This is a genomic window from Rhizobium sp. 3T7, assembly GCF_020166565.1.
In the GTDB taxonomy this organism is placed as follows: domain Bacteria; phylum Pseudomonadota; class Alphaproteobacteria; order Rhizobiales; family Rhizobiaceae; genus Rhizobium.
Genome location: NZ_JAIQXS010000030.1, coordinates 25,513 through 48,840, shown reverse-complemented (window position 1 = coordinate 48,840; position 23,328 = coordinate 25,513). Strand labels below are relative to the sequence as shown.

At 61.2% G+C, this 23,328-nt stretch carries 27 protein-coding genes; 16 read left to right on the top strand and 11 right to left on the bottom strand.

Features of this window, described 5'->3' with window-relative positions:
* Positions 1-43: 43 nt before the first annotated feature.
* The 5 genes from lptM to K9B32_RS26855 all read left to right on the top strand — a co-directional run bounded on the left by lptM (position 44) and on the right by K9B32_RS26855 (position 5,562).
* Positions 44-238, top strand: coding sequence for an LPS translocon maturation chaperone LptM (lptM, locus tag K9B32_RS26875; protein ID WP_007789400.1), 195 nt, complete (start codon positions 44-46; stop codon positions 236-238).
* Positions 239-353: 115 nt separating this feature from the next.
* Complete coding sequence (gene lysA / locus K9B32_RS26870) at positions 354-1,622, top strand: diaminopimelate decarboxylase (protein ID WP_224568046.1); 1,269 nt, start codon at positions 354-356, stop codon at positions 1,620-1,622.
* A gap of 229 nt (positions 1,623-1,851) precedes the next feature.
* Complete coding sequence (locus tag K9B32_RS26865; protein ID WP_224568068.1) at positions 1,852-4,485, top strand: TIGR02302 family protein; 2,634 nt, start codon at positions 1,852-1,854, stop codon at positions 4,483-4,485.
* Between the two features lie 121 nt (positions 4,486-4,606).
* Positions 4,607-4,939, top strand: coding sequence for a hypothetical protein (locus tag K9B32_RS26860; protein WP_224568044.1), 333 nt, complete (start codon positions 4,607-4,609; stop codon positions 4,937-4,939).
* Positions 4,940-5,112: 173 nt separating this feature from the next.
* Complete coding sequence (locus K9B32_RS26855) at positions 5,113-5,562, top strand: hypothetical protein (protein ID WP_224568066.1); 450 nt, start codon at positions 5,113-5,115, stop codon at positions 5,560-5,562.
* Positions 5,563-5,588: 26 nt separating this feature from the next.
* On the opposite strand, the gene K9B32_RS26850 is transcribed toward K9B32_RS26855, so the two are convergent.
* The 3 genes from K9B32_RS26850 to K9B32_RS26840 form a co-directional block, all read right to left on the bottom strand.
* Complete coding sequence (locus K9B32_RS26850) at positions 5,589-5,948, bottom strand: response regulator (protein WP_007789408.1); 360 nt, start codon at positions 5,946-5,948, stop codon at positions 5,589-5,591.
* Positions 5,949-6,066: 118 nt separating this feature from the next.
* Entirely contained in the window at positions 6,067-6,609 is a 543-nt protein-coding gene (gene hpt, locus K9B32_RS26845; protein WP_007528026.1) for a hypoxanthine phosphoribosyltransferase, read from the bottom strand.
* A gap of 64 nt (positions 6,610-6,673) precedes the next feature.
* Positions 6,674-7,228, bottom strand: a complete 555-nt coding sequence (locus K9B32_RS26840; protein ID WP_318013375.1) for a hypothetical protein — start codon at positions 7,226-7,228, stop codon at positions 6,674-6,676.
* 304 nt (positions 7,229-7,532) lie between these two features.
* On the opposite strand from K9B32_RS26840, the gene ftsE reads away from it, so the two are divergent.
* The 4 genes from ftsE to K9B32_RS26820 all read left to right on the top strand — a co-directional run bounded on the left by ftsE (position 7,533) and on the right by K9B32_RS26820 (position 10,858).
* Positions 7,533-8,192: a cell division ATP-binding protein FtsE gene (gene ftsE, locus K9B32_RS26835; RefSeq protein WP_007528031.1), complete on the top strand. Its 660-nt coding sequence runs from the start codon at positions 7,533-7,535 to the stop codon at positions 8,190-8,192.
* A 55-nt stretch (positions 8,193-8,247) separates the two neighbouring features.
* Complete coding sequence (locus K9B32_RS26830) at positions 8,248-9,195, top strand: cell division protein FtsX (protein ID WP_411969757.1); 948 nt, start codon at positions 8,248-8,250, stop codon at positions 9,193-9,195.
* A gap of 69 nt (positions 9,196-9,264) precedes the next feature.
* Positions 9,265-9,975: a YdcF family protein gene (locus tag K9B32_RS26825; protein WP_411969756.1), complete on the top strand. Its 711-nt coding sequence runs from the start codon at positions 9,265-9,267 to the stop codon at positions 9,973-9,975.
* Positions 9,976-10,060: 85 nt separating this feature from the next.
* Positions 10,061-10,858 carry a lysophospholipid acyltransferase family protein gene (locus tag K9B32_RS26820; RefSeq protein ID WP_224568036.1) on the top strand — a complete coding sequence of 266 codons (798 nt, stop codon included), beginning with the start codon at positions 10,061-10,063 and terminating at the stop codon, positions 10,856-10,858.
* Positions 10,859-10,860: 2 nt separating this feature from the next.
* On the opposite strand, the gene K9B32_RS26815 is transcribed toward K9B32_RS26820, so the two are convergent.
* Positions 10,861-11,394 carry a gamma-glutamylcyclotransferase gene (locus tag K9B32_RS26815; protein WP_224568033.1) on the bottom strand — a complete coding sequence of 178 codons (534 nt, stop codon included), beginning with the start codon at positions 11,392-11,394 and terminating at the stop codon, positions 10,861-10,863.
* Positions 11,395-11,445: 51 nt separating this feature from the next.
* On the opposite strand from K9B32_RS26815, the gene K9B32_RS26810 reads away from it, so the two are divergent.
* On the top strand, positions 11,446-12,444 hold the full coding sequence (locus K9B32_RS26810) for a DUF2125 domain-containing protein (RefSeq protein ID WP_224568031.1): 999 nt from the start codon (positions 11,446-11,448) through the stop codon (positions 12,442-12,444).
* Positions 12,445-12,446: 2 nt separating this feature from the next.
* Here K9B32_RS26810 and K9B32_RS26805 read toward each other — a convergent pair whose 3' ends face one another.
* The 3 genes from K9B32_RS26805 to K9B32_RS26795 form a co-directional block, all read right to left on the bottom strand.
* The gene (locus K9B32_RS26805; RefSeq protein ID WP_224568029.1) at positions 12,447-13,376 is read right to left on the bottom strand and encodes a prephenate/arogenate dehydrogenase family protein; all 930 of its coding nucleotides are present in this window, start codon (positions 13,374-13,376) and stop codon (positions 12,447-12,449) included.
* Positions 13,373-14,482 (bottom strand): histidinol-phosphate transaminase, encoded by a 1,110-nt coding sequence (gene hisC, locus K9B32_RS26800; protein ID WP_224568027.1) that lies wholly within the window; start codon positions 14,480-14,482, stop codon positions 13,373-13,375. Before hisC ends, K9B32_RS26805 begins: the two co-directional genes overlap by 4 nt.
* A gap of 107 nt (positions 14,483-14,589) precedes the next feature.
* Entirely contained in the window at positions 14,590-15,366 is a 777-nt protein-coding gene (locus K9B32_RS26795; RefSeq protein ID WP_224568024.1) for a class I SAM-dependent methyltransferase, read from the bottom strand.
* A gap of 54 nt (positions 15,367-15,420) precedes the next feature.
* Here K9B32_RS26795 and gloB point away from each other — a divergent pair, with 54 nt between their 5' ends.
* Together gloB and K9B32_RS26785 are read left to right on the top strand one after the other, a co-directional pair.
* The gene (gene gloB / locus K9B32_RS26790) at positions 15,421-16,191 is read left to right on the top strand and encodes a hydroxyacylglutathione hydrolase (RefSeq protein WP_224568022.1); all 771 of its coding nucleotides are present in this window, start codon (positions 15,421-15,423) and stop codon (positions 16,189-16,191) included.
* Entirely contained in the window at positions 16,191-16,613 is a 423-nt protein-coding gene (locus tag K9B32_RS26785) for a cupin domain-containing protein (protein ID WP_224568020.1), read from the top strand. The genes gloB and K9B32_RS26785 overlap by 1 nt, the downstream gene beginning before the upstream one ends.
* A gap of 3 nt (positions 16,614-16,616) precedes the next feature.
* Here K9B32_RS26785 and K9B32_RS26780 read toward each other — a convergent pair whose 3' ends face one another.
* The gene (locus K9B32_RS26780; RefSeq protein WP_224568018.1) at positions 16,617-17,513 is read right to left on the bottom strand and encodes a DMT family transporter; all 897 of its coding nucleotides are present in this window, start codon (positions 17,511-17,513) and stop codon (positions 16,617-16,619) included.
* Positions 17,514-17,543: 30 nt separating this feature from the next.
* On the bottom strand, positions 17,544-18,320 hold the full coding sequence (locus K9B32_RS26775; RefSeq protein WP_224568064.1) for a DUF3108 domain-containing protein: 777 nt from the start codon (positions 18,318-18,320) through the stop codon (positions 17,544-17,546).
* A 239-nt stretch (positions 18,321-18,559) separates the two neighbouring features.
* Between K9B32_RS26775 and rpmB the strand changes: the two genes are divergently transcribed.
* The 3 genes from rpmB to K9B32_RS26760 all read left to right on the top strand — a co-directional run bounded on the left by rpmB (position 18,560) and on the right by K9B32_RS26760 (position 20,175).
* Positions 18,560-18,856: a 50S ribosomal protein L28 gene (gene rpmB / locus K9B32_RS26770; protein WP_007789441.1), complete on the top strand. Its 297-nt coding sequence runs from the start codon at positions 18,560-18,562 to the stop codon at positions 18,854-18,856.
* A 116-nt stretch (positions 18,857-18,972) separates the two neighbouring features.
* Positions 18,973-19,608: a queuosine precursor transporter gene (locus K9B32_RS26765; RefSeq protein WP_224568016.1), complete on the top strand. Its 636-nt coding sequence runs from the start codon at positions 18,973-18,975 to the stop codon at positions 19,606-19,608.
* Positions 19,609-19,833: 225 nt separating this feature from the next.
* Complete coding sequence (locus tag K9B32_RS26760; RefSeq protein ID WP_224568014.1) at positions 19,834-20,175, top strand: hypothetical protein; 342 nt, start codon at positions 19,834-19,836, stop codon at positions 20,173-20,175.
* Positions 20,176-20,339: 164 nt separating this feature from the next.
* On the opposite strand, the gene K9B32_RS26755 is transcribed toward K9B32_RS26760, so the two are convergent.
* Entirely contained in the window at positions 20,340-21,263 is a 924-nt protein-coding gene (locus tag K9B32_RS26755; protein WP_224568012.1) for an AraC family transcriptional regulator, read from the bottom strand.
* Between the two features lie 128 nt (positions 21,264-21,391).
* Between K9B32_RS26755 and K9B32_RS26750 the strand changes: the two genes are divergently transcribed.
* Positions 21,392-22,279, top strand: coding sequence for an SDR family oxidoreductase (locus K9B32_RS26750; protein WP_224568010.1), 888 nt, complete (start codon positions 21,392-21,394; stop codon positions 22,277-22,279).
* A gap of 10 nt (positions 22,280-22,289) precedes the next feature.
* Here the strand turns inward: K9B32_RS26750 and K9B32_RS26745 are convergent, their stop codons facing one another.
* Positions 22,290-23,321 carry an esterase-like activity of phytase family protein gene (locus K9B32_RS26745; RefSeq protein ID WP_224568008.1) on the bottom strand — a complete coding sequence of 344 codons (1,032 nt, stop codon included), beginning with the start codon at positions 23,319-23,321 and terminating at the stop codon, positions 22,290-22,292.
* Positions 23,322-23,328: the final 7 nt, after the last annotated feature.

The following is a 23,328-nucleotide window of genomic DNA, read 5'->3' as shown; positions in this document are numbered from 1 at the left end:
TCGCTATGAAGGTGTCCACCAGTGCCGCTCCAAGAGGAATTCCATGCAGAAGAGCTTGCCGCAGATCGTCCGCCTGACGGTTGTTTTTGCCGTGATCGGCCTTGCCGTCGCCGGGTGCGGGCGCAAAGGCGATCTCGATCCGCCAAGCGCGAACGCAACGAAGACCGGCGACTCGTCGAAGCCGACGCCACAGCCGGGCACCGCGGACAGGCCCTTCATCCTCGATCCGCTTCTCTAAAGCGCGCGGCGATCTTTCAGATTCGCCAGTCGCGCTTTAGTCTTTGTTTTTGCGCATGTCCTTACCCCGAAACCGGTTCCCACTTTCGGGAGACATGCTTTAAGAGGCCACTGACGTGAACCATTTCGAGTACCGCGACGGCGTCCTCTACGCCGAGAACGTTCCCGTTCCCGAGATCGCCAAGGCTGTCGGCACGCCCTTCTACTGCTACTCCACAGCGACGCTCGAGCGCCACTACCGCGTCTTCGCCAAAGCGCTCAGCGATGTCGATGCCATGGTCTGCTACGCCATGAAGGCGAATTCCAATCAGGCCGTGCTGAAGACGCTCGGTCGTCTCGGCGCCGGCATAGATGTCGTCTCCGAAGGCGAGCTGCGCCGCGCGCTCGCCGCCGGTATCCCGGCATCGCGCATCATGTTCTCCGGTGTCGGCAAGACACCGCGGGAAATGGACTTCGCGCTCGAGGCCGGCATCTACTGCTTCAATGTCGAGTCCGAGCCGGAACTCGAAATCCTCAACCAGCGCGCCGTCAAGGCGGGCAAAAAGGCGCCCGTCTCCTTCCGCATCAATCCCGATGTCGACGCCAAGACGCATGCGAAGATCTCGACCGGCAAGAAGGAAAACAAGTTCGGCATTTCCTGGGAGCGCGCCCGCGCCGTCTATGCCCGCGCAGCCACCCTGCCCGGCATCGAAGTGACCGGCATCGACATGCATATCGGCAGCCAAATCACCGAACTGCAGCCGTTCGAAGACGCCTTCAAGCTACTGCGCGAGCTGGTTAGCACGCTGCGCGCCGACGGCCACGATATCCATCACGTCGATGTCGGCGGCGGCCTTGGCATCCCCTACCGCGATGACAACAACCCGCCGCCGCATCCGGAAGCCTATGCCGAAATCGTCAAGAGCCAGCTGCGCGAACTGAACTGCAAGATCGTTACCGAGCCCGGCCGCCTGATCGTCGGCAATGCCGGCATCCTTGTGACCGAAGTGATCTATGTGAAGGACGGCGGCGAGAAGACCTTCGTCATCGTCGACGGCGCGATGAACGACCTCATCCGTCCGACCCTCTATGAAGCCCATCACGAAATCCGCCCCGTCGTGATCTCGGCGGCGAACGCACCGCGCATCAAGGCGGACGTCGTCGGCCCCGTCTGCGAAACCGGCGACTTCCTGGCGCTCGACCGTGAAATGGCGATGCCGAAGCCCGGCGATCTCTTTGCCATCAGCTCCGCAGGCGCCTATGGCGCGGTGCAAGCCGGCACCTACAATAGCCGCCTTCTCATTCCCGAAGTGCTGGTCAAGGGCAGCGATTTCCACGTGGTTCGCCCGCGCGGAACCTATGAAGAGCTGATCGGTCTCGATTCCGTCCCGACCTGGCTGGACTGATCACGCGTTCCCAGTAATGGCATCACTTTTTGGCGAAGAACCGTGAAAATCCGGCATTGGCCAGCGCTTGCCCTCGCCTTCGCCACAAAGAATGTTATCCTTGACCGAGAGCGAATTGCCCCGGCAATCGCCGGAAGTGCACTCTGCCCTCGAACGCCAGCTCGCGGAGACCGGTTTGAATAAGAGCTCCAGCAGCGAGAAACACGGTGCATTTGCCCTGAGGCCGTCCTTGGCGCGGCTGGTTGCGGCGAAGCGCTTTCTGGCGCGCCTGGTCCTGCTGTCCGAGCAGATCATGCCGCTGCTGTTGCCGATCTTTTCGGTCGTGGCGCTTTATATGGCGGCGTCCTGGTTCGGCGTTTTCCGCTATACGCCCGATTGGCTCCGCGTGGCGCTGCTGATCGGTTTCGCGGTTGCCTTCGTTGCCGCGCTTCTTCCACTTCGCCGGCTTTATTGGCCAGACACCGCCGCTGCGGATCGGCTGCTCGAACAGCGCAACGGCCTGCAACACCAGCCGGTGGCCGTTCAGGAAGACGAGCCCGCCACCGACACTCCCTTCGCGCGTGCCCTCTGGCGCGAACACCAGACGCGTATGGCGGAGAAGATCGCGGCGCTCGATACCGGCTTTCCCCGCCCTGACATCGCCTCCCACGACCGGCTGGCTCTGCGTGCCGTTCCGGTTTTGCTGGTGGTAATGGCCTTCGCCTATTCGCTGTCGCCGAGCGGCGGCTCGATTTCGGATGCGCTACAGCCGCGGCCGGCACCGCAAGCGAGCGATCCTGCCGTGCGCATCGATGCCTGGGTCACGCCCCCCTCCTATACGGGCCGCGCCCCGATCTACCTGACGGCAACCGGCACCGAGCAGGCGGCGATCCGCGTTCCCGAACTCTCGAACCTTACGGTCCGTGTCAGCGGCGGCAAAACCGCCGAGAAGGTCGTCTTCCGGCGTGAGAACGGCGAGGCGCAGGACATCGCGCCCCAGGAAGCGGCCAAGCAGCCCGCGACGCCAGCGGCGACGCAGCTGGCTGAAGGCGCGGCAGCAGCCAACCCCGTTCCGTCCGCCACCACGCATTTGATGAAGCTCGAGGAAAATGGCAGGCTCGAGGTCAATGGACGTACGTGGAGCTTCGATGTCATTTCCGATAAGGCGCCCGAGATCGCCTTCAATGGAATGCCGAAGCCAACCGTCAACGGCGCGCTTGAAATCGGCTTTACCGTCAAGGACGATTACGGCGTGCAGGAAGCGCGGGCAGAAATCGTTCCTGTCGAGGCCGATCCGACCGCAACACCGCTTTACCCGTTGCCGGACTTCCGCCTGGACATTCCTCGCCGCAATTCGCGAGACGCCAAGGGGCTGACCAGCAAGAACCTCACCGAGCATCCGCTTTCGGGCAAGCGAGTTCGCATTACCCTCGTGGCAAAGGACGCAGCAGGCCAGACCGGTCGCAGCCCGCCGCACGAGATGACGCTGCCCGCCCGGCCATTCAACGAGCCCCTTGCCGCAGCCGTGGCCGAGGAACGGCAGGTCTTCTCGCTCGATACCCGGAAGATGCCGGAAGCGATCGCACTGAACGAAGCGCTGACGCTCCGCCCGGAAGAGACGATCCCTAACCTGACGAACTACCTGTTGCTGCAATCCGCCTTGACGCGGATGAAGATTGCCAAGGGCGAGGAGGCGCTCAAGGACACGGCCGACTACCTCTGGGATATCGCGATCGGCATGGAAGATGGCGACCTCTCGCAGGCCGAGCGCAATCTGCGCAACGCCCAGCAGAACCTGGCGGATGCCCTGCAGCGCAACGCACCTGATGCCGAGATCAAGAAGCTCATGGACGAGCTGCGCAAGGCGATGCAGGAATACATGAAGGAGCTTGCCCAGCGCATGCAGAATGCGCCGATGCAGCCGAACCAGAACGCTCAGAACATCATCCGCCAGCAGGATCTCGAGCGGATGATGGACCAGATCGAGAATCTGGCGCGTTCAGGTAACCGGGACGCTGCCCAGCAGATGCTCTCCGAGCTGCAGCGGATGATGAACAACCTACAGGCCGGCAGGCCGCAACAAGGGCAGCAGGGCCAGGACAACAGCCAAATGCGCCAGCAGATGGACAAGCTCGGCCAGATCCTGCGTGACCAGCAGAAGCTGATGGAAGAAACCTTCAAGCTGGACCAGCAGCTGAAGGACCGCATGCAGCGCGGCGACCCCAACATGGGGATGAACGATCCGCTTCTCGACGACATGCCGATGGACAACGACGGCATGCAGCAGGATCAGCAACAGGGCCAGCAAGACCAGGGTCAGGACCCGGGCCAGCAGGGTCAGAATCAGCAGGGGCAGTCACCTTCCGACCAAATGACGGCCGAGCAACTGCGCGAAGCCCTGAAGCAATTGCGTTCGCGCCAGGACGAACTCGGCAAGCAGCTCGGCGAGCTACAGAAGGGTCTCGGCGACATGGGCATCAAGCCCGGCCCGGGCTTCGGCCAGGCGCAGCGCGAAATGGAAGGTGCCGGACGCGAACTCGGCCAGGGGCGCGGTGAACCGGCCATCCAGGGCCAGGGACGTGCCTTGGAGGCGTTGCGCCAGGGCGCGCGCGACATGATGAACCAGATGATGCAGGCAATGCAGGGCCAACAGGGACAAGGTCCGCAAGGCCAGGTCGGGCAAGGCAACCAGAACGGCCGCGACCCGCTTGGCCGTCCGCGCCGCGCCGAAGGACCCGATTTCGGCGATCAGGTTAAGGTACCCGACGAAATCGACGTACAGCGCGCCCGGGAAATCCTGGACGCCATTCGCGAAAAGCTCGGCAACAACCCACCGCAGGAAATCGAGCGACGCTATCTGGAGCGCCTGCTGGACATCCAGTAGGCCCACTTGTGCCAATTCGGGTCACAATCCCGTGAGATTCGCCGCCTCCACGCCGTAGATACCTATGTGTCTACTGTGACGCGAGGTTGCGTCGTTTTGGGCACGAGTTGAGGGTACTTCCATGAAAACGGAATTGAGGCTGATCGCAGCTGTCGCTCTTGGATTCGGCATGGCTGCTGGCACGGCAAGCGCATGGGATATCGGTGGTTTTGCCACGACGAACAGCGGCGGCAAGACCCTCGCTCACGACAACTACGAATCGACCCGAAGCGGGCGGGATTCGGACGCTTACAGACCGGCTCCCTACAGCATGGAGACGACAGGCAGCATCTCGTCCAATGGCACGATGGGACGACGTCCCGTCAATTGCCCACCGAGGCCGGTTCCTGGCACGCTGCAAACGCAGGGCGGAAACAGCGGAACGACGATCAATCCCGCCTGCCCCGACTACTGACAGGCCGCGGTGTGGATTTTGCCGATTGTGCCACCGTCCCCATCCAACGGGGACGTTGGCATTGAACGTGCATGACCTCACGGACACCGGGCTTTAATTTCGTCGCCGAGGCTAGCCCTGCCTGGCGAAAGCTTCGTATTGTCACCCTGCAGGTGATTAATGATAGCGATTCGATGGCAATTCTCTTCAAGACGGTAATCGGTGAAAACGCAGCGTTTGAGCTGATCGAGAACGCACTCTCCCGCACCGGCGACTATGATGGCTACCTCAACGTCGTAGCAGACGAGGGCGAGCGCACCCTTTCCTGGTCCCCTGGCATGCATGCCGAACAATTCCAGGCGGAGATCACCGAGATCCTCCGTTCGACCTGGGACATCTGCCGCTTCTGGGTGATCTACGAGCGGCGCGACGACCGGCAGGATGCCGAGGCCAACGCGATCCGCAACGCGGCGTTCAGACTGACGCGCGGCTATGCTGGCGTCATCGTCGTGACGCTCAGCCTGCTTCACAAGCGCGACAACCTGGCGGATATCGAATTGATCTTTGTATGTTTTCAGCAGGACTTCCAGCGCCGCAATTTCCGCGTACGCTACGAAGGCAAATTCATCCCCGAGGAGGGTTGAATGGTCGAGGAGTGCCGTTAGCCGCCTCAGGCGGCCAACGCACGCGCGACGGCCTTGCGGATATCCGGCAAGGCAAAGGGCTTCGAGACGACGTCGACGATCTTTTCCGCCAAATCGTCAGCGCGCTCGCGTTGTTCCGCATAGCCGGTCATCAACAGGATCTTCAACGCCGGAAAGGCGGATTTTGCCTGGTGCGCCAGCTCAATGCCGTCCATCACGGGCATGCGGATATCCGAGAGCAGCAGGTCATAGACGCCGTCTCTGAGCTTTTCCAGTCCTTCCGCACCATCGGCGGCTTCTTCGGTCTCATGACCGTCAAGACGCAAAGCGCGGGCTACGAAAGAGCGCAGGGAGTCCTCGTCTTCCGTAATCAGAATTTTTGCCATGGTGTGCATCACTCCGTTTCATGCCCCGCAACGGAAATCACACGACTTTCCTTTGCGATCGGTAAACGGCAGGAAGGGATGGACGGGATGGTTAACAACCCGTCTTATCCTGGCACGGTCAGGCGTCGCCGGTGACCACGCCGACAAACGGGAGTTCGCGGAACGCGTAAGCGACATCCATGCCATAACCGACCACGAAATAGTCGGGGCATTCGAAGCCGACGTAATCGGCTTCTAGCTTTTCCTTGCGCTTGACGCTCTTGTCGAGGAGCACGGCGATGGTGACGTTGCGTGCGCCGCGTTCGTAAAGCAGTTCCTTGGCGAACAGTAGCGTGCGGCCGGATTCCAGAATATCGTCGATCAGGAGAACGTCGCGATCCTTCACGTCGCTGTCGATATCCTTGACGATCCGAACGCCCTGCGACACCGTGCCAGTGCCGTAGCTCGACAGCGTGATGAACTCGACTTCGGGCGCCAGGCCACTGTCATGCAGCGCGCGGATAAGGTCGGCGGCAAAGATGAACGAGCCCTTCAACACGGCTATGACCAGCAGATCCTTCGTCGGTCCGGCTGCAATCTGCTTCGCCATCGCATGGTTGCGCTCCGCAATCTGCTCGGCGGTGAAGAGTGGCTCGATGTTTTTTCCGCGCACGACGGGCATAAGAAGGCTTGCTCCATGAATAGAAGGACAAGCCGTTACCACAAACGGCGGGACGAAACACCCCTTACGGCATGAAGGAGAGCCGGACTTCCGGCATTTTTCCACCCGCGTACTGCACTCTTGTAGAAAATCCGCGGCTTTGCCCACCGTAAATGACATCCGCAGGCGGATTGATCACAATGCTTGCGGTCAGCTGTTCGCCGGCAAACAGGTCCGCGCGGATGGGGCGCACTGCCTGGGTGGTACCGCTCTGATTGTCGATGATGCCGTTGATCAACAGCACCCGCATCCCGTTCGCATCACGCGGCGTCATCGTGACGTGCGAGAAATGTAGCGGCGAGTCCGTCGATGCAGCTTCGCTTTGAGAGAGGCCGGAGAAGCCACCAAAGAGGCCGAACACCAGCACCGACAGCGTAAGCACCAGCGCAACGAAGGTCTTGACCGATGCCTGCTGCAACCAGGATTCGCCCGCTCGAATGAATGATTCCATCAAGGTTCGCGGGAACGAAGGCTGGATCACCAAAGAGGCCGAGGGACGCCGGCGATTGTCGTTGAAGCTGCGTGCATTGAAGGTCTGCGCGCGACTGTTCGTTATCACCACGAATTCAGCGTCGGTCACATCGACCGGTCGAGTTCGGCGGGCCTCGCGCTTGGCCGGCTCTGGCGGCAGAAAATCATAAGCGCGACCGGGCGCCTGGCGTCTGAACGAGGAGGAGGTCATGATGACGGCCTTTCCGGTGTCCACATGGTTTCGGCCGGACGGAAATCCGGCATTGAAACGAATCCTGCCCAGTCGTAAATTTTAATGGTTAATGCTTCGCAAAGATCGCCATCAAAGCGGCGTCTTTCCGGTAAAATTTACTGGTTGTTAATGCTGTTGGTTAACAAGTCGTGCGGTGAACAAACAAAAGACTGATCTACCGTTGATCCACTTCGAAAATGTCGGTTTGCGCTATGGGATGGGCCCGGAAATTCTCCGGGACCTGACGTTCGACATTCCGAAAAAGTCGTTTCAGTTTCTGACGGGCCCTTCGGGCGCCGGCAAGACCACGCTGTTGCGACTGCTGTTTCTGTCGTTGCAACCAACCCGCGGGCTGATCCGCATGTTCGGGCGCGACATTTCCGATATTCCGCGCCCAGAGCTGCCGTTGCTGCGCCGCCGTGTCGGGATCATCTTCCAGGAATTCCGTCTGCTGGACCATTTGACCACTTACGAGAACGTGGCGCTGCCGCTGCGCGTTCGCGGTAAGGACGAAAGCTCCTACAAGACCGACGTGCTCGAGCTCCTGAAATGGGTTGGCCTCGGCGAACGCATCAACGTGCTGCCGCCGGTTCTGTCAGGCGGCGAAAAGCAGCGCGCCGCGATCGCGCGCGCCTTGATCGACCGTCCGGAGATCCTTCTGGCCGACGAGCCGACCGCCAACGTCGACCCGCCGATGGCCCGCCGTCTGCTCAATCTCTTCCTTGAACTCAATCGTCTTGGCACGGCGGTTGTGATTGCGACCCACGATCTGGCGCTGATGGACCAGGTGGAAGCCCGCCGTATGATTCTCTCGGAAGGGCACCTTGATATCCATGACTAAAGCCGCCCCCAAACCGCCGGCAGAGGCCGCTCCAAAAAGCCCGAAGCGGCCAGAGATGAAGGTGCGCCCGACGGCGCCGATCCTGCCTTCCGCCAACATCCAGGGAAATGCGCTGATGGTGGTCATCGCCATCATGGCCTTCCTCGCCTGCCTGACGCTCGGCGGCGTCAGCATGGTGCGTTCCACGGCCGCCAGCTGGGAGAGCCAGATTTCCCGCGAGATCACCATCCAGATCAAGCCCGAAGAGGGGCTGGACATGGACAAAACACTGGCGCAGGCACGTGATCTCGCCTTGACGTTCGTCGGCACGAAGAACGGCCAGATTGTTGATGAAGCAGCCACCGCCCGTCTGCTCGAGCCCTGGCTCGGCACCGGGCTCGACATCAAAGAACTGCCGGTTCCGCGGCTGGTGATCATCACCATCGACGAGAACAATCCGCCCGATTTCGAGGCGATGCGCTCGCTGCTCAAGGAAAGCATTCCGCAGGCCTCGCTCGATGATCACCGCACCTGGGTCGACCGGCTGGTTTCGATGGCCCACACCACCGTCATGATCGGCACTGGCATCCTGCTGCTGGTCTTTTCGGCGATGGTGCTGACAGTCGTTTTCGCGACCCGTGGCGCCCTGTCCGGCAATCGCCACATCGTCGAGGTGCTTCACTTCGTCGGTGCGGAAAGCTCGTTCGTCGCCACTGAGTTCCAGATGCATTTTCTGAAGATCAGCCTCAAGGGATCGGCGGTCGGCAGCGCCCTTGCCGCGCTCTTCTTCCTGACGGCCGGCTTCCTGCAAAGCCGCACGCTGGCCACACCGCAGACGGATCAGGCAACCGCTCTCTTCGGCACATTTTCGGTCGGTGCGCTTGGCTATGCCGGCATCTTTGCCACCATGATCGTCATCGCCCTGCTGACGACCTTCACGGCCCGGCTGACGGTAATGCGGACCATTTACGAGATTGACACGCTGCGTTCCGATCCGGCACGTGCCGATGGGCTCGTGAATTGAGCTTTACATGCCTTTTTTGCCATGAAAGCGTCTGTTCGCCGCCGCAATCTGCATATATTTTTCTGATTCATGAGCATGGGCAACTTTTCGCGCACCCCGATTCGCCCTGGAACGGAGCTTGCTCGCTCCGAGGGAGGACCTGCGCGCCGCGGTCCCGTACGGCGCATGCTGCGCTGGGGCGGTGTTACCTTCATCCTTGGCATCGCCCTCATCTTCGGCGGCTTCCTGCGGTTTGCCGATTCCGTTACGACCCTGAAGCCTCCGCCCGATCCGCGCGCGGACGCGATCGTCGTTCTGACAGGCGGCTACCAGCGCATCGATCAGGCCGTCGAGCTACTTAAGAAAGGTGCCGGTAAGCGCCTGCTGATTTCGGGCGTGCACCCAACAACCACGCCGAAGCAGATCCGCAGGATGACCCAGGCTTCGCCGGAGCTTTTCTCCTGCTGCGTCGACGTCGGCTACGACGCGCTCGACACGATCGGCAATGCCCAGGAAGCATCGAACTGGATCCACCAGCGCGGCTACAAGAGCGTCCTCGTCGTCACCAATAACTACCATATGCCGCGCAGCCTGGCAGAACTCGCCTACGTCGATTCCGAAACCCAGTTTATTCCCTATCCTGTGGTGAACACGGATCTGAAGACCAGCAACTGGTTCACCGATCCCAACGCCGTGCGGGTCATGCTTGCCGAATATGCGAAAGTGCTCTTCGCCGGCGTGCGCAATGTGACGGGTCTTGGCCGTCATGCGGGGCTGCGTTCGGCCGGCGTCTCCGGCTAAAGCTCAGCGAAACCTTTTTCTGACGGTCAATATCGTGTAGGAGGGCGCAACCCGCGTTTTGCGGACATTGGCCTTGGGAAAGTTTATGATCGCCCTGCGTTCCGTTCTCTTTAACACGATCTTCTACGCCAACCTCATCGTTCGCATGATCGTGCTGTCCCCCTACTATTTCGTCGCGCCACGCAAGGACGCCTATCGCATACCGAAAAACTGGGCGCTGTCGAGCCACTGGTTGATGGAAAAGATCGTCGGCACGACCTTCGAGATTGAGGGCTTGGAGAATCTGCCTGATGGCGGCTATATCCTCGCGCCGAAGCACCAATCCTTTTGGGACACCTATGCCCTCCTGCCGTGGCTGAAGGATCCGGTCTACATCCTGAAGCGTGAGCTGATGTGGATCCCGCTCTTCGGCTGGTATGCCAGGAAGCAGCGGATGATCCCGATCAACCGCGGGGCCCGCGGCAAGGTCATGGTCGAGGCATTGAAGCGCACGAAGGAAGAGCTGGCAACCGGCCGTCAGCTGATCATCTATCCCGAGGGCACCCGCCGCCCGCCCGGCGCCGAGCCGCTCTACAAATACGGCATTGCCCGCATGTACCGCGATCTGCAGCTGCCGGTCGTGCCGGTCGCCATGCATCCCGGCCTCTTCTGGCCGCGACGTCGCACGATGCGCTACCCCGGTCACTTCAAGGTGCGGATACTGCCGCCGATCCAGCCCGGCATGGATCCCGATGCCTTCTTTGCGCATCTGATCGACGTGACCGAGACGGCGAGCGACGAACTGCTGGTCGATACCGTCAAGCGCAATCCGAATCTGCCGCTTCCGCCGACCGCCGTTCAACGGCTAGCAGAATTGCAGAAGGCGAAGGCCGCGACGGCCTGAGCTCAGGCCCCGTTTCTCAGCCGTTCCACTTCGCCGACCACCTGCTCCAGCCAGTGATCGCGAATGCCCATCTCCTGCAGGTGCGCCAGCGTGTTGAAGACATAGGCGTCGTTCGGTCCTGATTTGCCCTTAGCGCCGTGGACGACCTGTGCCGCCGCGATCGCGTCGAGTCCACCAGCATATTGCGTGTGTTTGCGATCAACAACATAGGCGATCGCCTTGCTTGTTCTGCCATCGGCCAGTTGTAGCGGCAGGCAGCGCTCAAGATAGACGTTGGTTACGAGCTCGCGCTCCCTGAGATAGTCGATTGTTTCGTCCCACTCATGCGGTGCGATCCGGAAGGCCATGCCACGGCAGGAACCGCCACGATCAAGGCCGAGTACGAGCCCCGGATTCTGCTCGGTACCGCGATGCACCCAGGAATGAACGCAAAGCGAACGCCGGTAGCCACGGACAAGAGCCTGAGAACGCTCCAAAAACTCAAAGCCCGGATTCCACATCAGGGATCCGTAGCCAAATACCCAAAATTCGTCCATATCGCACGCCAGACCGACATTCCCACTCGCGAGTCACCATTGGAGAACATCATGGCAGCGTCAAGCCCATCCCGCAGCGGCAGAAAATTCTGGATGCTCGGCAGCGGTATCGTCTTGGTGATCGCGCTTTATACCGGCGCCTGGTTCTATGCCGCGTCCGAGTTGAAGAACACCGTCCTGAAGGCGATCGCACCCGGCAATACGGCAGGCGTCAGTGGCGAGTGCACAGATATCGACTTCCGCGGTTATCCATTCCGGATCGGTCTGTTCTGCTCGAAGGTCGATGTTGACGATACCGTCAATGGTGTCTCGGCGACCTTTGGCGAACTGCGCTCCGCAGCCCAGGTTTACGCTCCCGGTCATATCGTGTGGGAACTCGATTCGCCGGCAGAGATCCGCAGTGCCCATGGTCTGACGCTCAATGCGGAATGGGCGAGCCTGCAATCCAGCCTGATCACCAAGTTGAAGGGCATTGACCGCTCTTCGACCGTCATCGACGGGCTTAAGGGCACCGCCGTGTCCTCGCAGACAGGCCAGACGATCAACTTCGACGCCGCCCATACGGAAATCCACCTCCGCCAGAACGGTGGCGACCTTGACGGCGCAATCTCCGTGACGGATTCCAATACGGCGATTAAGGAGTGGCCCGCCCTCCCCAAGCTTTCTGCGAGTGCTGACGTGACGCTCGCCGGCAAGGCAGGCATGATCGACGGCAGCGACCAGAAAGGGCTTTACGGCGCCAGTGGTGAATTGCGCAAGGTCGTGGCCGACATCGGTGACGGCAAGGTCATGACGCTGAGCGGCCCATTCTCCTTTGATGAGGAGGGCTACCTGTCGGGCAAGTTCAAGCTGGAGATCGAGCAACTCGGCCCCTGGCGCGACAGCGTCAAGCAGACCTTCCCCGAGATCGCCAAGACCGTCGACACCGCCGCCAAGCTGCTGAAGGCGCTGGCGGGCGGCGGTGACAGGGTTTCCGTCGATCTCGTCGTTGCACGCGGCAATGCCACGGTCGGCGGCTTCATTCCGTTGGGATCGATCCCGCCGATCTGAAATCAGGCTTTCTTTTCGAGCGGATGCGGGCGCCCGAAATCCGGTGCGTCGACATCCTGGCCGGCCTTGATGATCGAACGACGGATGGCGCGGGTACGGGTGAAAAGATCGAAGATCTTGTCGCCTTCGCCCCAGCGAATGGCCCGCTGCAGATAGGCGAGGTCCTCGGAGAAACGCGCCAGCATTTCGAGGATCGCATCCTTGTTGTGCAGGCACACGTCCCGCCACATCGTCGGATCGGAGGCGGCCAGACGCGTGAAGTCGCGGAAGCCGGAGGCGGAATACTTGATCACTTCCGATTCGGTGACCGCTTCAAGATCATCCGCCGTACCGACGATGTTGTAAGCGATGATGTGCGGCAAGTGTGAGACGATGGCGAGCACCTTGTCGTGATGCTCCGGATCCATCTCGTCGACCTTGGAGCCCAACGCTTCCCAGAACTGCCGCAGCCGCTTCAACGCCGTTTCGTCGGTGCCTGAAATCGGCGTGAAGATGCACCAGCGCCCTTCGAAGAGCCCCGGGAACCCGGCATCCGGACCGGACTTCTCCGTACCCGCCAGCGGATGGCCGGGGATGAAGTGCACGTGCGGCGGCATGTGCGGCTGCATTTGCGCGATGACCGAGGCTTTGGTCGAGCCAACATCCGTTACAATCGCGCCGGGCTTCAGGCTGCCAGCAATTTCCTTCGCAACACTGTGCGACGCCCCAACGGGCACCGACACGATGACTAGATCCGCATCCTTCACCGCCTCGGCCGACGACGTCGTGTAGCGGTCGCCGAGCTGCAGTTGCTCAGCCCTTTTCAGGGTATCTGCACTGCGCGTCGCGATAACGACTTCTTTTGCGAGGCCAAGCCGCTTGATGTCATGCGCAATGGAGGAGCCGATCAGGCCGATCCCGATCAGCGCTATGCGATCGAACTGCGCGGTCATGACTTGCGTCCCATAAACTCGCCGAGCGCTTCGATAACGCCACGATTCGCCTCCTCCGGGCCGATGCTCATGCGCAGCGCATTCGGGAATCCGTAGCCCTTCACCGCACGCAGGATGTAGCCGCGGCTGGTCAGGAACTCATCGGCTTCAGGCGCGCGTTTGCCATCGACGTCGGGGAAGTGGATGAGAACGAAGTTTGCGACCGACGGGGTCACCTTGAGACCGATAGCTTCGAGCGCGCCCGTCATCTTTTCGATCCAGATCTGGTTGAAGGAAGCCGCCTCCTGCGTGAACGCCTGGTCGCGAATGGCCGCCGAGCCGGCGGCAATGGCAGCCGTGTTCATATTGAACGGGCCGCGGACGCGATTGACCGCATCGATGATATCTACCGGGGCATACATCCAACCGACGCGAAGCGCGGCCAGACCATAGACCTTGGAGAAGGTGCGCGTCATGACAACATTCGCGTTCGACGAGACGATCTCGATGCCGGCCTCATAGTCGTTGCGACGAACATATTCCGCATAAGCGGCATCGAGCACCAGAACGACATGCTTCGGCAGAGCTGCCTGCAGACGGCGGATTTCACTGACCGGGACATAGGTACCGGTCGGATTGCCGGGATTGGCGATAAAGACGATCTTGGTCTTCGGCGTGACGGCGGCCAGAATGGCATCGACGTCAACGGTCGCGTCCTTCTCCTTGACGACAACCGGAGTCGCGCCGGCGCCCATGATCTGGATCTTGTAGACGAGGAAGCCGTGCTCGGTGATGATGCCTTCGTCGCCCGGCCCGAGATAGACATGGCAAAGCAGGCCCAGCAACTCGTCCGAGCCGTTGCCGCACATGATGTTGGCAGGGTTCAGCCCATGTACGGCGGCAATCGCCTCACGCAATTCAGTTGCTTGGCCGTCCGGATAGCGCTCGAGACTGCTGGCGGCATTGCGGAAAGCTTCGATCGCCTTGGGGCTCGCGCCGAGCGGCGTTTCATTTGAGGAGAGCTTGTAGACGCGTGCGACACCCGGCGCATGTTCCTTGCCCGGCACATAGGCTGCAATATCCAGAATGCCGGGACGCGGAACGGGCTTGCTCTTCTCTTCGCTCATGAGATCGACCTTGGAAAATACCGGGAAAAATTCGGCTGAAAACTGCCCTGTGGCAATAGAACGGAAAGGCGGCCTTGTCGAGTGCTGCGGGACTCCAGGGCCTGACCCTAGCGACTGCGTGTCGTTGGAACACCATGCGGCGCCAGAACCGGGACGAAGACGCGCCGCGACGCACGGGCGGCAACCGGCAGGCCCTGGTAGAGCCGCTTCTGCGCCTCGACGACGATCACGCCGGAAAATGCCGGCCACAAGGTGCGTCCCACACGATCGAAGAGGCCGCGCAGGCGCATCATGGTGCGAAGCTTCGAGGGAGGGAAGAACAATGCCTCGGCCGTCGCGCCTGGCGTGAAATTGGTTTCCCGCAGGAGACTTGTCAGCTGCCCACGCGAATAGGGTCGCCCGGAGCCGAACGGCGTATGTTCCATCCGTGCCCAGACGCCACGGCGGTTCGGCACGACGATGACCAGGCGCCCGCCTGGCGCCAGCACCCGCCACAGCTCCTTCAGGGTCTCCCGCGGGCTCTCGGCAAATTCGAGCGAATGGACCATTAGCACCCGGTCGATCGAGGAATCGGGCAACGGCAGCTCCTCGTCGAAGATCAGGGCCGTCGAGGAAAGCGCCCCCACCGGCCAGTTCACGGCACCCTGCCCTGCCGGCATGAAGGCAAAGGTTCTCTCCGTGTCGGGCTGGAAGCGATCTAGGAAGGGCACGACATAGCCCAGACCGACGAGACGCTCCTGCGGCAGCCGAACCCAAAGCGAGGAAAGCGCCATGGCGATCGACTGCTCGGCAATGCGTCCGAGGTCGGAATGATAGAACTGGCGTAGGTCGACAATATCAGCGTGCATCGAGGTAAATGTTATCAGTGGGCGGTTGGACTTCAAGGCAGGACCCTCTACATTCCCGGTATACCCGCGATAAAGAGGCTGCCTGAGACTATGAAACCTTTGGATTTAGACGTTTTTCTCTGCCGTACCGACAATTTCGGCGTGTTGGTCCACGATCCGGAAACCGGCTTGACCGCCTCGATTGACGCTCCCGATGCAGGCGCGGTCGAGAAGGCGGCAGCCCGCCGCGGCTGGACGATTTCGCATATTTTTACTACCCATCACCATACCGACCACGTCGAAGGCAACCTGGCGCTGAAAGAGCGATATGGCTGCGAGATTATCGGTCCGATCAACGAGGCGGTGGCGATCCCGGGTCTCGACAAGACGATGGCCGACGGCGATACCTTCCTGTTCGGTGACCACACGGTACAGGTCATCGAGACTCCCGGGCATACGGCGGGACATATCTGCTACCACTTCGCCGACGACAAGCTGCTCTTTGCCGCCGACACGCTGTTTGCACTCGGCTGCGGGCGTCTTTTCGAGCGCCCGGCCGCCGATATGTGGCACTCGCTGCAGAAGCTTGCGGTGCTGCCCGATGAAACGGCCATCTACTTCGGCCACGAATACACGCTCTCCAATGCCCGTTTCGCCCTGACAATCGATCCGGACAATCAGCGCCTGATAGTCCGTGCGGCCGAGATCGAGGCCCTGCGGGCCGAGAACAAGTTCACGATTCCGACGACGCTGGCACTGGAGAAGGAAACCAATCCTTTCCTGCGCGCGGCTGATCCTGCCATCCGCCGCAACCTGCTGATGGAAACCAAGACCAACGAGGAAGTCTTCACGGAAATCCGCCGGCGCAAGGACAATTTCTGATGTCCCCGGACGATATCATTCGCGAACTTGCAATGGAGCCGCATCCCGAAGGCGGCTGGTATGTGCAGACATTCCGCGACACCGAGGGTAGTTCGCGCGGCCACTCGACGGCGATTTACTATCTCCTGAAGGCGGGGCAGCGATCCCACTGGCATCGTGTCCATGACGCTGCCGAGGTCTGGCATCATTACGCCGGGGCTCCGCTTGCGCTTCAGCGCTCGCAGAATGGGAGCAGTAGCGAGACGCTGGTACTTGGCACGGACATTCTCAACGGCGAGCGACCGCAGGCAATCATTCCGGCCAACTGGTGGCAGTCGGCCGAAACCCGCGGCGAGTATACACTGGTCGGATGCACCGTTGCGCCGGGCTTCGAATTCGCCTCCTTCGAGATGGCGCCGCCTGGCTGGAAGCCTGCTGGCTAAGGACTACTCCGCGGCGGCGCGCTGTTCAACCGTTGCGGACTTTCGGCGGAACATCTCGTTTGCCGCCAGCACGGCGCCGCCGGTAACCAATACGCAGGCGAGCGCGATACGCCAGCTCGGCCCGGCAAAGCCGAACAGCGTCAGGTTTAACGTCGAGAGAAGCGGTGCTGCATAGCTTGCGGCCCCCAGAATCTGGATGTCGCCATTCTTGACGCCGTAGTCCCAGGCATAGAAGGCCGCACCGACGGGAAAGAGCCCGAGGCCAGCGACAGCAATCCACTGCGATACCGTTTCCGGCCAGACGGTCGTCTCGAGCCCGAGATGGCAAATGAGCGACAGGATCGAGGTCGCCATGCAAAAGCCGGTGACGACATCGGTCGACACTGCATCGAAGCGACGCGTCAGGAGCGAATAACCGGACCATGTGAAGGCGCAAAGGAGGGCTGCGCCATAGCCGACGGCATAGGCGCCGTCGAAATCGATACCGTTGCGGGCGACGATCAGGAAGGTGCCGCAAAGGCCGGCCAGGGCGCCGACGATATGATACCAACGCAGGCGCTCTCCCGGCAGCAGCGCCGATCCGACGACGATCAGCAACGGCCAGAGATAGGCAATCAGCCCGGCTTCGACGGCCGGTGCGTTCCTAAGCGCCGTGAAATAGAGGAAATGGTATCCGAACAGGCCAGCAATCCCGACGATCCAGACCTTGGCCGGCTGCTTGAGCAGCGCCAGTCGCGACGGACTGAGGATCAGCACGACGATGCCGGGGATGCTGCCGATGGCAAAGCAGATGGCCGACAGCTGGAACGGCGGCATCCTGCCGGAGGCGGCCGTGAACAGCGCCAAAAACGACCACATGAGGATCGCCGTAAAGCCCATTAGCGTTGCCCGAAGCTTCACCTGTCCCCCTTTACGGAGGCTCCTGCTCCGTCAGCTTGCGCCGTATTTCACCGCGGTAATCGTCACCGGTCCGTATTGCGTCGGAATACGGACGTAGACCGGAGCATATACATTTGCCGCATCCGACTTGGCAAACCAGATTTCCATCCGGCTGCTCTTGCTCAGATAGTCGATGTCGCTGCGACCCTTCCTGTAGCCGGAGCGAGGGACGAACCGCACGCTGCATACGGTCGCTTTGCCGTTGAAACCCGCCGTCGAGAAGTTCTGCGCACCCTTGGGCGATAGCACCAGATCCATGCGCATTTCGCCATCATAGATCGGCAGCTTCTGGACGCAGACATTGGTGTCTGCAGGAAAGATCAGGCCCGAGATCGGATCGAGGACGGAGCGCATGTCGCTTGCCGGCACGCTGACCCAGTTATTCGGAGGTTTCCGAGGCGGCTTGACTGTAGTCGAGGTGATATTGCCGTTGCTGTAGCGCACCTCGTATGTGCGGGCGCGCTTGCCGCTCTTGTAGTAGAGATAGTAGCGGGACGCCTGCAGCCGGTCGCCGCGCAACACGCCGTCGACGCTTGTCTTGGCCGAGATATTGGTGACGAGATCGGCAAGGCCGGCCGAACTGATGTCGCCGGAGACCCTGTAGCTCTTGTCGTCCTCGATCTTCGTCAGGAAGGCGGCGCGGGCGATCGTCAGGATTCCTAGGGAAACCCTGTATTCCGTGCGATGCACGATCTCGCTTGCGCCGGCCGGAACGGCAATCAGCGCAGCTATCGCGGATATCAGAATGCGTTTGCCCGGATGAGCCATGAAATGAACCTTGTTCTGGCAGCTGGTAAAGCCGTTCATCACGGTCTATACGCCTGTCTCACGACGAAGCAAACACGAGCTTTTTGACAGAATTGCGGGAAATGCCAAGGTTTGGCTTGACGCGCCCGACCTGTCTGACTATAGAACCGCAACTTTCCAATCATGGCCTGTTGGATTGCTAACCCGGTTTTGCGCGGGGCATGCAACCGATGGCCGAGAAAAACAAGAATAGGTGTTCCATGTCCCGCATGTGCGAATTGACCGGCAAGGCAGTCCTGACTGGTAACAATGTCAGCCATGCCAACAACAAGACCAAGCGCCGGTTCCTCCCGAACCTGTGCCAGGTTACGCTGATCTCCGACGCGCTCGGCCAGCGTTATCGTCTTCGCGTTTCGGCTGCTGCTCTTCGTTCCGTCGAGCATCGTGGCGGTCTCGATGCCTTCCTAATCAAGGCAAGCGAAAATGAACTGTCGATGCGCGCTCGTCTGCTGCGTCGCCAGATCGTCAAGAAGACTGCAGAAGCCGCTGCTGCGTAAGCTTCAACCGCTTCTTCTACATACGGCTTCGAAAGGCTTGCACGGATGATCTCCGGACAAGCCTTTTGCTTTGCCGGTCTGTCCCTCCAACTGGTGGCATACCCCAGGATAAAAAAATGCTGACGACGCGCGTTACGCTTATTTATGTCGCACTGATGACGCTGGTCGTCGTCGCCTCGAACTTCCTCGTGCAGTTCCCGCTGAATGCCGAGTTCGCCGGCATCAATCTCGCCGACATCCTGACCTGGGGTGCCTTCACCTATCCCGTCGCCTTCCTGATCACCGATCTTACCAACCGTCAATTCGGCCCGCAGGCTGCCCGCAAGGTCGTCTTCGCCGGCTTCGTCGTCGGCGTGGCACTGTCCTTCTACACCTCGGTTCCGCGCATCGCGATCGCGTCCGGCTCGGCCTATCTCGCCGGCCAACTGCTCGATATTTCGGTTTTCAACCGCTTGCGCCGGCAGGCCTGGTGGCACGCCCCGCTCGTCGGCTCGCTGATCGGCTCGATGCTGGATACGGTGATCTTCTTCTCCTTCGCTTTCGCGGCCTTCTTCGTCCTCCTCGGCCCGAACGATCCCTTCGCGCTCGAATCCGCGCCGATCCTCGGCGTCTTCACCGCAGAGGCGTCGCGCTGGATTTCCTGGGCGATCGGTGACTTCGCGGTGAAGATGATCGTCGGCCTCGTGATGTTGCTGCCCTACGGCGCACTGATGAACGTGCTGCGCCCGATGCAGGCCGCCACCGCCCGCTAGGCATGCGCGCCCACCTGGAATTCCATTCCTAGGCTATTCGGCGGAGCTATCGCTCCGCCTTTTATCGGCAATGAACCCGGGACGGCTTGCCGAAAAGATTCTCGCCGCGACACTTTGCTGCCACGCTCGAATGCAAAAAGATCTATGTATGCCATGCACGGCGGTGGTTGTTCATGACGTTCTTACGACAGATAGTCGCAATCGCATCGAACCGAAGGACAAATCGTGAGCGAGAAGCGGAAGCGAGCTTATGAGGCGCTCTTGGACGGCTCGACGGAAGGTCTTTCCGGCAAGGCGCTTTCCGATTTCGTGCTGGAACGGTGTCCCAAAGCCACCAGCAAGAAGATCGTGCGTGCCTCTTTGCTGGCCCTGACCGATCCTGACGTCACCGACCGGAACGTTCTGCATACTATCTACGCGCTCGCCATCGCCCACCGGATGGATGAAGTAGGCTCTACCGGCGATCCAGACGACGATGAGAATCCGACGGAAAAGACCCCCGTGCTGCGGAAACTGAAGAAGAAATGCGCATCCGCTTCGGCGCCAGCAGAGGCTAACCAGATCTGAGCCGGGAGCAGCGGGGCGAGAAGAACGCTTCCGGACATTGCTGATGTTGCGGATGCAAAACACTGCGTGCGAAGCGGAATGTCGGACTCTCACGCCACAATGTTGCCACGGAACTGTTAATGTGGCCCCATCATCCCACCGGCCTACCGGACTCCCGTCATTTCTCAAGGCGAGAGCGGCTGCCGGTTGCGGCCATATTGCCGTGGCGAGCAGCCCATCACCCGCTTGAACGCCGTACTGAACGCGGCTTGCGACTCGTAGCCGAGCGATGGCGCGATGCGGGAAATGGGCTCTCTGGAGTTTTCCAGCCGGCCTCCGGCCAGAAGCATGCGCCAATGCACGAGGTAGTCCATCGGCGAGGTCCCGACCGTCTCCTTGAACCTGAGCGCAAAGGTCGAGCGCGACATGCCGGCGCGCGCCGCCAGTTCCTGCAGCGTCCAGCGGCGGGCCGGCTCGTCGTGCATCGCCGTCATCGCCGCACTCATCTGCTTGTCTGCCAGCGCAAAGAGCCATCCGACCCCGGCCCGGGAGCCGTCTGCGAGATAAAGCCGCAGCGCCTGAACCAGAATCACGTGCGCCAGGTGTTGCACGATCAGGAAGCCGCCCGGCTGCGGCTCGCGCAGCTCCTGCATCATCCGCTCGACCGACCAGCGCAGCGCCGCCTGGCCAGACTCGTCCCGGATCAGAACGATGGGCGGCAGGATGCGAAGCAGCAGGCCGGCATGCGCGCCGGTCAGCGCAAAACGGCTGCTCACCAGAAGGAAATCGTCGCCGCCATTGTAGGAGACGATGCCCCCCGTACGCGCCGGCGCAAAGATCGTGGCCGCACCGACCGGCGGTAGTGACAGGTCCGTCGCCAGGCGGAAAGGCCGACCGCTCGGCAGCAGGAAGCAATCGCCCGTCTGCAGCCGCACCGCCTCTGGCACGCCTTCCACGCAAAGCCAGCAATGGCCGGCAACCACGGCGCCGCATTTGACGCCTTCTTGTTGATCGGGGAACTGGATCGACCACTCCCCACCCGCCTCGAAGCCCGCAGACAGGTAGTTGCGGGGCTTCAGGAGAGACAGGACGTTTGACAGCGGATCCATGAGGCAATTCCGGACGATTGCGAAGATAATACGGACTTTATAGCATAGACCGTATTTCTCAAGATCCTATCTTGGTCTGGACGAGGCCGCAGGGCGGACGCCAGTTCAGAGATAACAAGGAGAAATTGATGCGTGTTTTCGTAACAGGCGCGACGGGATTTGTCGGCTCTGCCGTCGTTCAGGAACTGATCGGCGCGGGCCATCAGGTCCTCGGCCTTGCCCGCTCCGATGCCGCGGCGGCGGCGCTTGAAGCGGCAGGTGCTGAAGTGCATCGCGGCCACCTTGAGGATCTCGACAGCCTGCGCAGAGGTGCCGCGGTCGCTGACGGCGTGATCCATACCGGCTTCATCCATGACTTTTCCAGGTTCAAGGAGAACTGCGAGATCGACCGCCAGGCCATAGAGACGCTGGCGTCCGCCTTGGCGGCAGGCGGCCGCCCACTGGTCATCACCTCGGGAACCGGATTGCTTGCAAAAGGCCGATTGACCACCGAGCAGGATGCCCCGAGCGCCGCCTCTCCCCGCATCGCCTCCGAAGAGGCCGCCGCCGCGGCTGCATCGCGGGGCGTGCGCGCTATCATCATCCGCCTGCCTCCGTCGGTTCATGGCGACGGTGACCACGGCTTCGTGCCGTTGCTGATCGGCATCGCCCGCGAGAAGGGCCTTTCGGTCTATGCCGGCGAAGGAGGCAATCTCTGGGCCGCTGTCCACAGACTGGACGCAGCCAAACTCTACAGGCTGGCGCTTGAAAAGGGCAAGGCGGGAGGCCGTTATCATGGCGTCGCTGAAGAGGGCGTTCGCTTCCGGAAGATCGCCGAAGTCATCGGCCGCTGGCTGAACGTGCCGGTCGTTTCCAAGTCTCCTGAGGAGGCGGCCATACACTTCGGCTGGTTTGCGCATTTCGCGGCGATGGACAATCTCGCCTCAAGCAAGCGCACACGCCAAGAACTGGGTTGGAAGGCAACCGGTCCTGGGCTGATCGCGGATATCGACCGGCCGGTCTATTTCGGCGGCTGACGCCGAGCGGTCATCTCCGCAGGCGAGCCGTGTCGCCGGCCCGCGGCTCCACCAGCCGGAACTCCAGCATGAGATTGCGTTGCAGGATGGAGTGGTTGTCATCAGAGACGATCACCACATGCGTGGTCCCATCCTCGGCCGCGAAGACATCCAGGCCTTCCATATTATCGATCTGATAGTTGAAGTCGCCCTGCAACAATATCTCGCCGTCCATCACAGCGCCGGGGCGGATGTCGGCGGCCTTGATGCGGCGGATGCGCATTCCGATGCCTTCTGCGACGTTGAACCGCCGCTCCAGCAGCAAGAGGTCGCCATTCGGCAGGAAGGCTCCGTCCGTTGCGTCAAAATCGCCATAGTGAGCGAGCGACAGACGTCCTTTCAACGGCCCGTCCAGAATCGCGGCATAGGCATTGCCGTCGATGTCTAAGCTGCGTTCGGCCACGATCAACATCCCGCCCTTGAGGGCACTGTCCACGGGAGCAACGGCGATGGTCTCAAAGCCGCGGTTGCCACGCAGCGATCGTTCGGGGAACGGAATGGGAATGGTGTCGATCGCACGCGATGTCTCGAAGCCGGGGTCGGGATAGACGTCGACGCGGTGGTCCTGCTCGAAGGAAACGAGAATCTGGTCGCCATGCAGCGTAATACCCTCGGCATCCATATACCCCTTGCCTTCAAAGCTCTGCTCGGCGCGATTCTTCATCGGGGTGATCACGACATCGGCGAGGCCGGACAGACGCCCTTGAGGATCGCGCTCGATGCGCCCGGTCATCCAGTGGCCGGTGTCGAGCACGCCGACAAAATGCGTTCTGTCCGATCGAAAGCGGATCGATGACAGCGAGCCGAACAGCCGCTGCGGCGACACCATTTCCAGCCCGCCGAGGAATTCGAGAGGACCGAACCGAGTTTCGTCGGAACCGATCTTGAAATCGGTGATGACGCGGCCGCGCACCTCGACGTCACCATCGGCAAGCGTTGGCAGCGTGACAGCCGCCAGGCCGAAGGCGACTGAGATCAGCCTGGCGAACGGCTTTCGGAGCATCCAGAAA

Coding starts and splice junctions, on each gene's coding strand:
- K9B32_RS26830 (WP_411969757.1), top strand. CDS start 8,248: ATGAAGGTGCGCCCGACGGCGCCGATCCTGCCTTCCGCCAACATCCAG.
- K9B32_RS26810 (WP_224568031.1), top strand. CDS start 11,446: ATGGCAGCGTCAAGCCCATCCCGCAGCGGCAGAAAATTCTGGATGCTC.
- hisC (WP_224568027.1), bottom strand. CDS start 14,482: ATGAGCGAAGAGAAGAGCAAGCCCGTTCCGCGTCCCGGCATTCTGGAT.
- K9B32_RS26815 (WP_224568033.1), bottom strand. CDS start 11,394: ATGGACGAATTTTGGGTATTTGGCTACGGATCCCTGATGTGGAATCCG.
- K9B32_RS26860 (WP_224568044.1), top strand. CDS start 4,607: ATGAAAACGGAATTGAGGCTGATCGCAGCTGTCGCTCTTGGATTCGGC.
- K9B32_RS26755 (WP_224568012.1), bottom strand. CDS start 21,263: ATGGATCCGCTGTCAAACGTCCTGTCTCTCCTGAAGCCCCGCAACTAC.
- K9B32_RS26765 (WP_224568016.1), top strand. CDS start 18,973: ATGCTGACGACGCGCGTTACGCTTATTTATGTCGCACTGATGACGCTG.
- K9B32_RS26855 (WP_224568066.1), top strand. CDS start 5,113: ATGGCAATTCTCTTCAAGACGGTAATCGGTGAAAACGCAGCGTTTGAG.
- K9B32_RS26745 (WP_224568008.1), bottom strand. CDS start 23,321: ATGCTCCGAAAGCCGTTCGCCAGGCTGATCTCAGTCGCCTTCGGCCTG.
- K9B32_RS26805 (WP_224568029.1), bottom strand. CDS start 13,376: ATGACCGCGCAGTTCGATCGCATAGCGCTGATCGGGATCGGCCTGATC.
- K9B32_RS26850 (WP_007789408.1), bottom strand. CDS start 5,948: ATGGCAAAAATTCTGATTACGGAAGACGAGGACTCCCTGCGCTCTTTC.
- K9B32_RS26785 (WP_224568020.1), top strand. CDS start 16,191: ATGTCCCCGGACGATATCATTCGCGAACTTGCAATGGAGCCGCATCCC.
- gloB (WP_224568022.1), top strand. CDS start 15,421: ATGAAACCTTTGGATTTAGACGTTTTTCTCTGCCGTACCGACAATTTC.
- rpmB (WP_007789441.1), top strand. CDS start 18,560: ATGTCCCGCATGTGCGAATTGACCGGCAAGGCAGTCCTGACTGGTAAC.
- K9B32_RS26820 (WP_224568036.1), top strand. CDS start 10,061: ATGATCGCCCTGCGTTCCGTTCTCTTTAACACGATCTTCTACGCCAAC.
- K9B32_RS26775 (WP_224568064.1), bottom strand. CDS start 18,320: ATGGCTCATCCGGGCAAACGCATTCTGATATCCGCGATAGCTGCGCTG.
- K9B32_RS26750 (WP_224568010.1), top strand. CDS start 21,392: ATGCGTGTTTTCGTAACAGGCGCGACGGGATTTGTCGGCTCTGCCGTC.
- hpt (WP_007528026.1), bottom strand. CDS start 6,609: ATGCCCGTCGTGCGCGGAAAAAACATCGAGCCACTCTTCACCGCCGAG.
- lptM (WP_007789400.1), top strand. CDS start 44: ATGCAGAAGAGCTTGCCGCAGATCGTCCGCCTGACGGTTGTTTTTGCC.
- K9B32_RS26825 (WP_411969756.1), top strand. CDS start 9,265: ATGAGCATGGGCAACTTTTCGCGCACCCCGATTCGCCCTGGAACGGAG.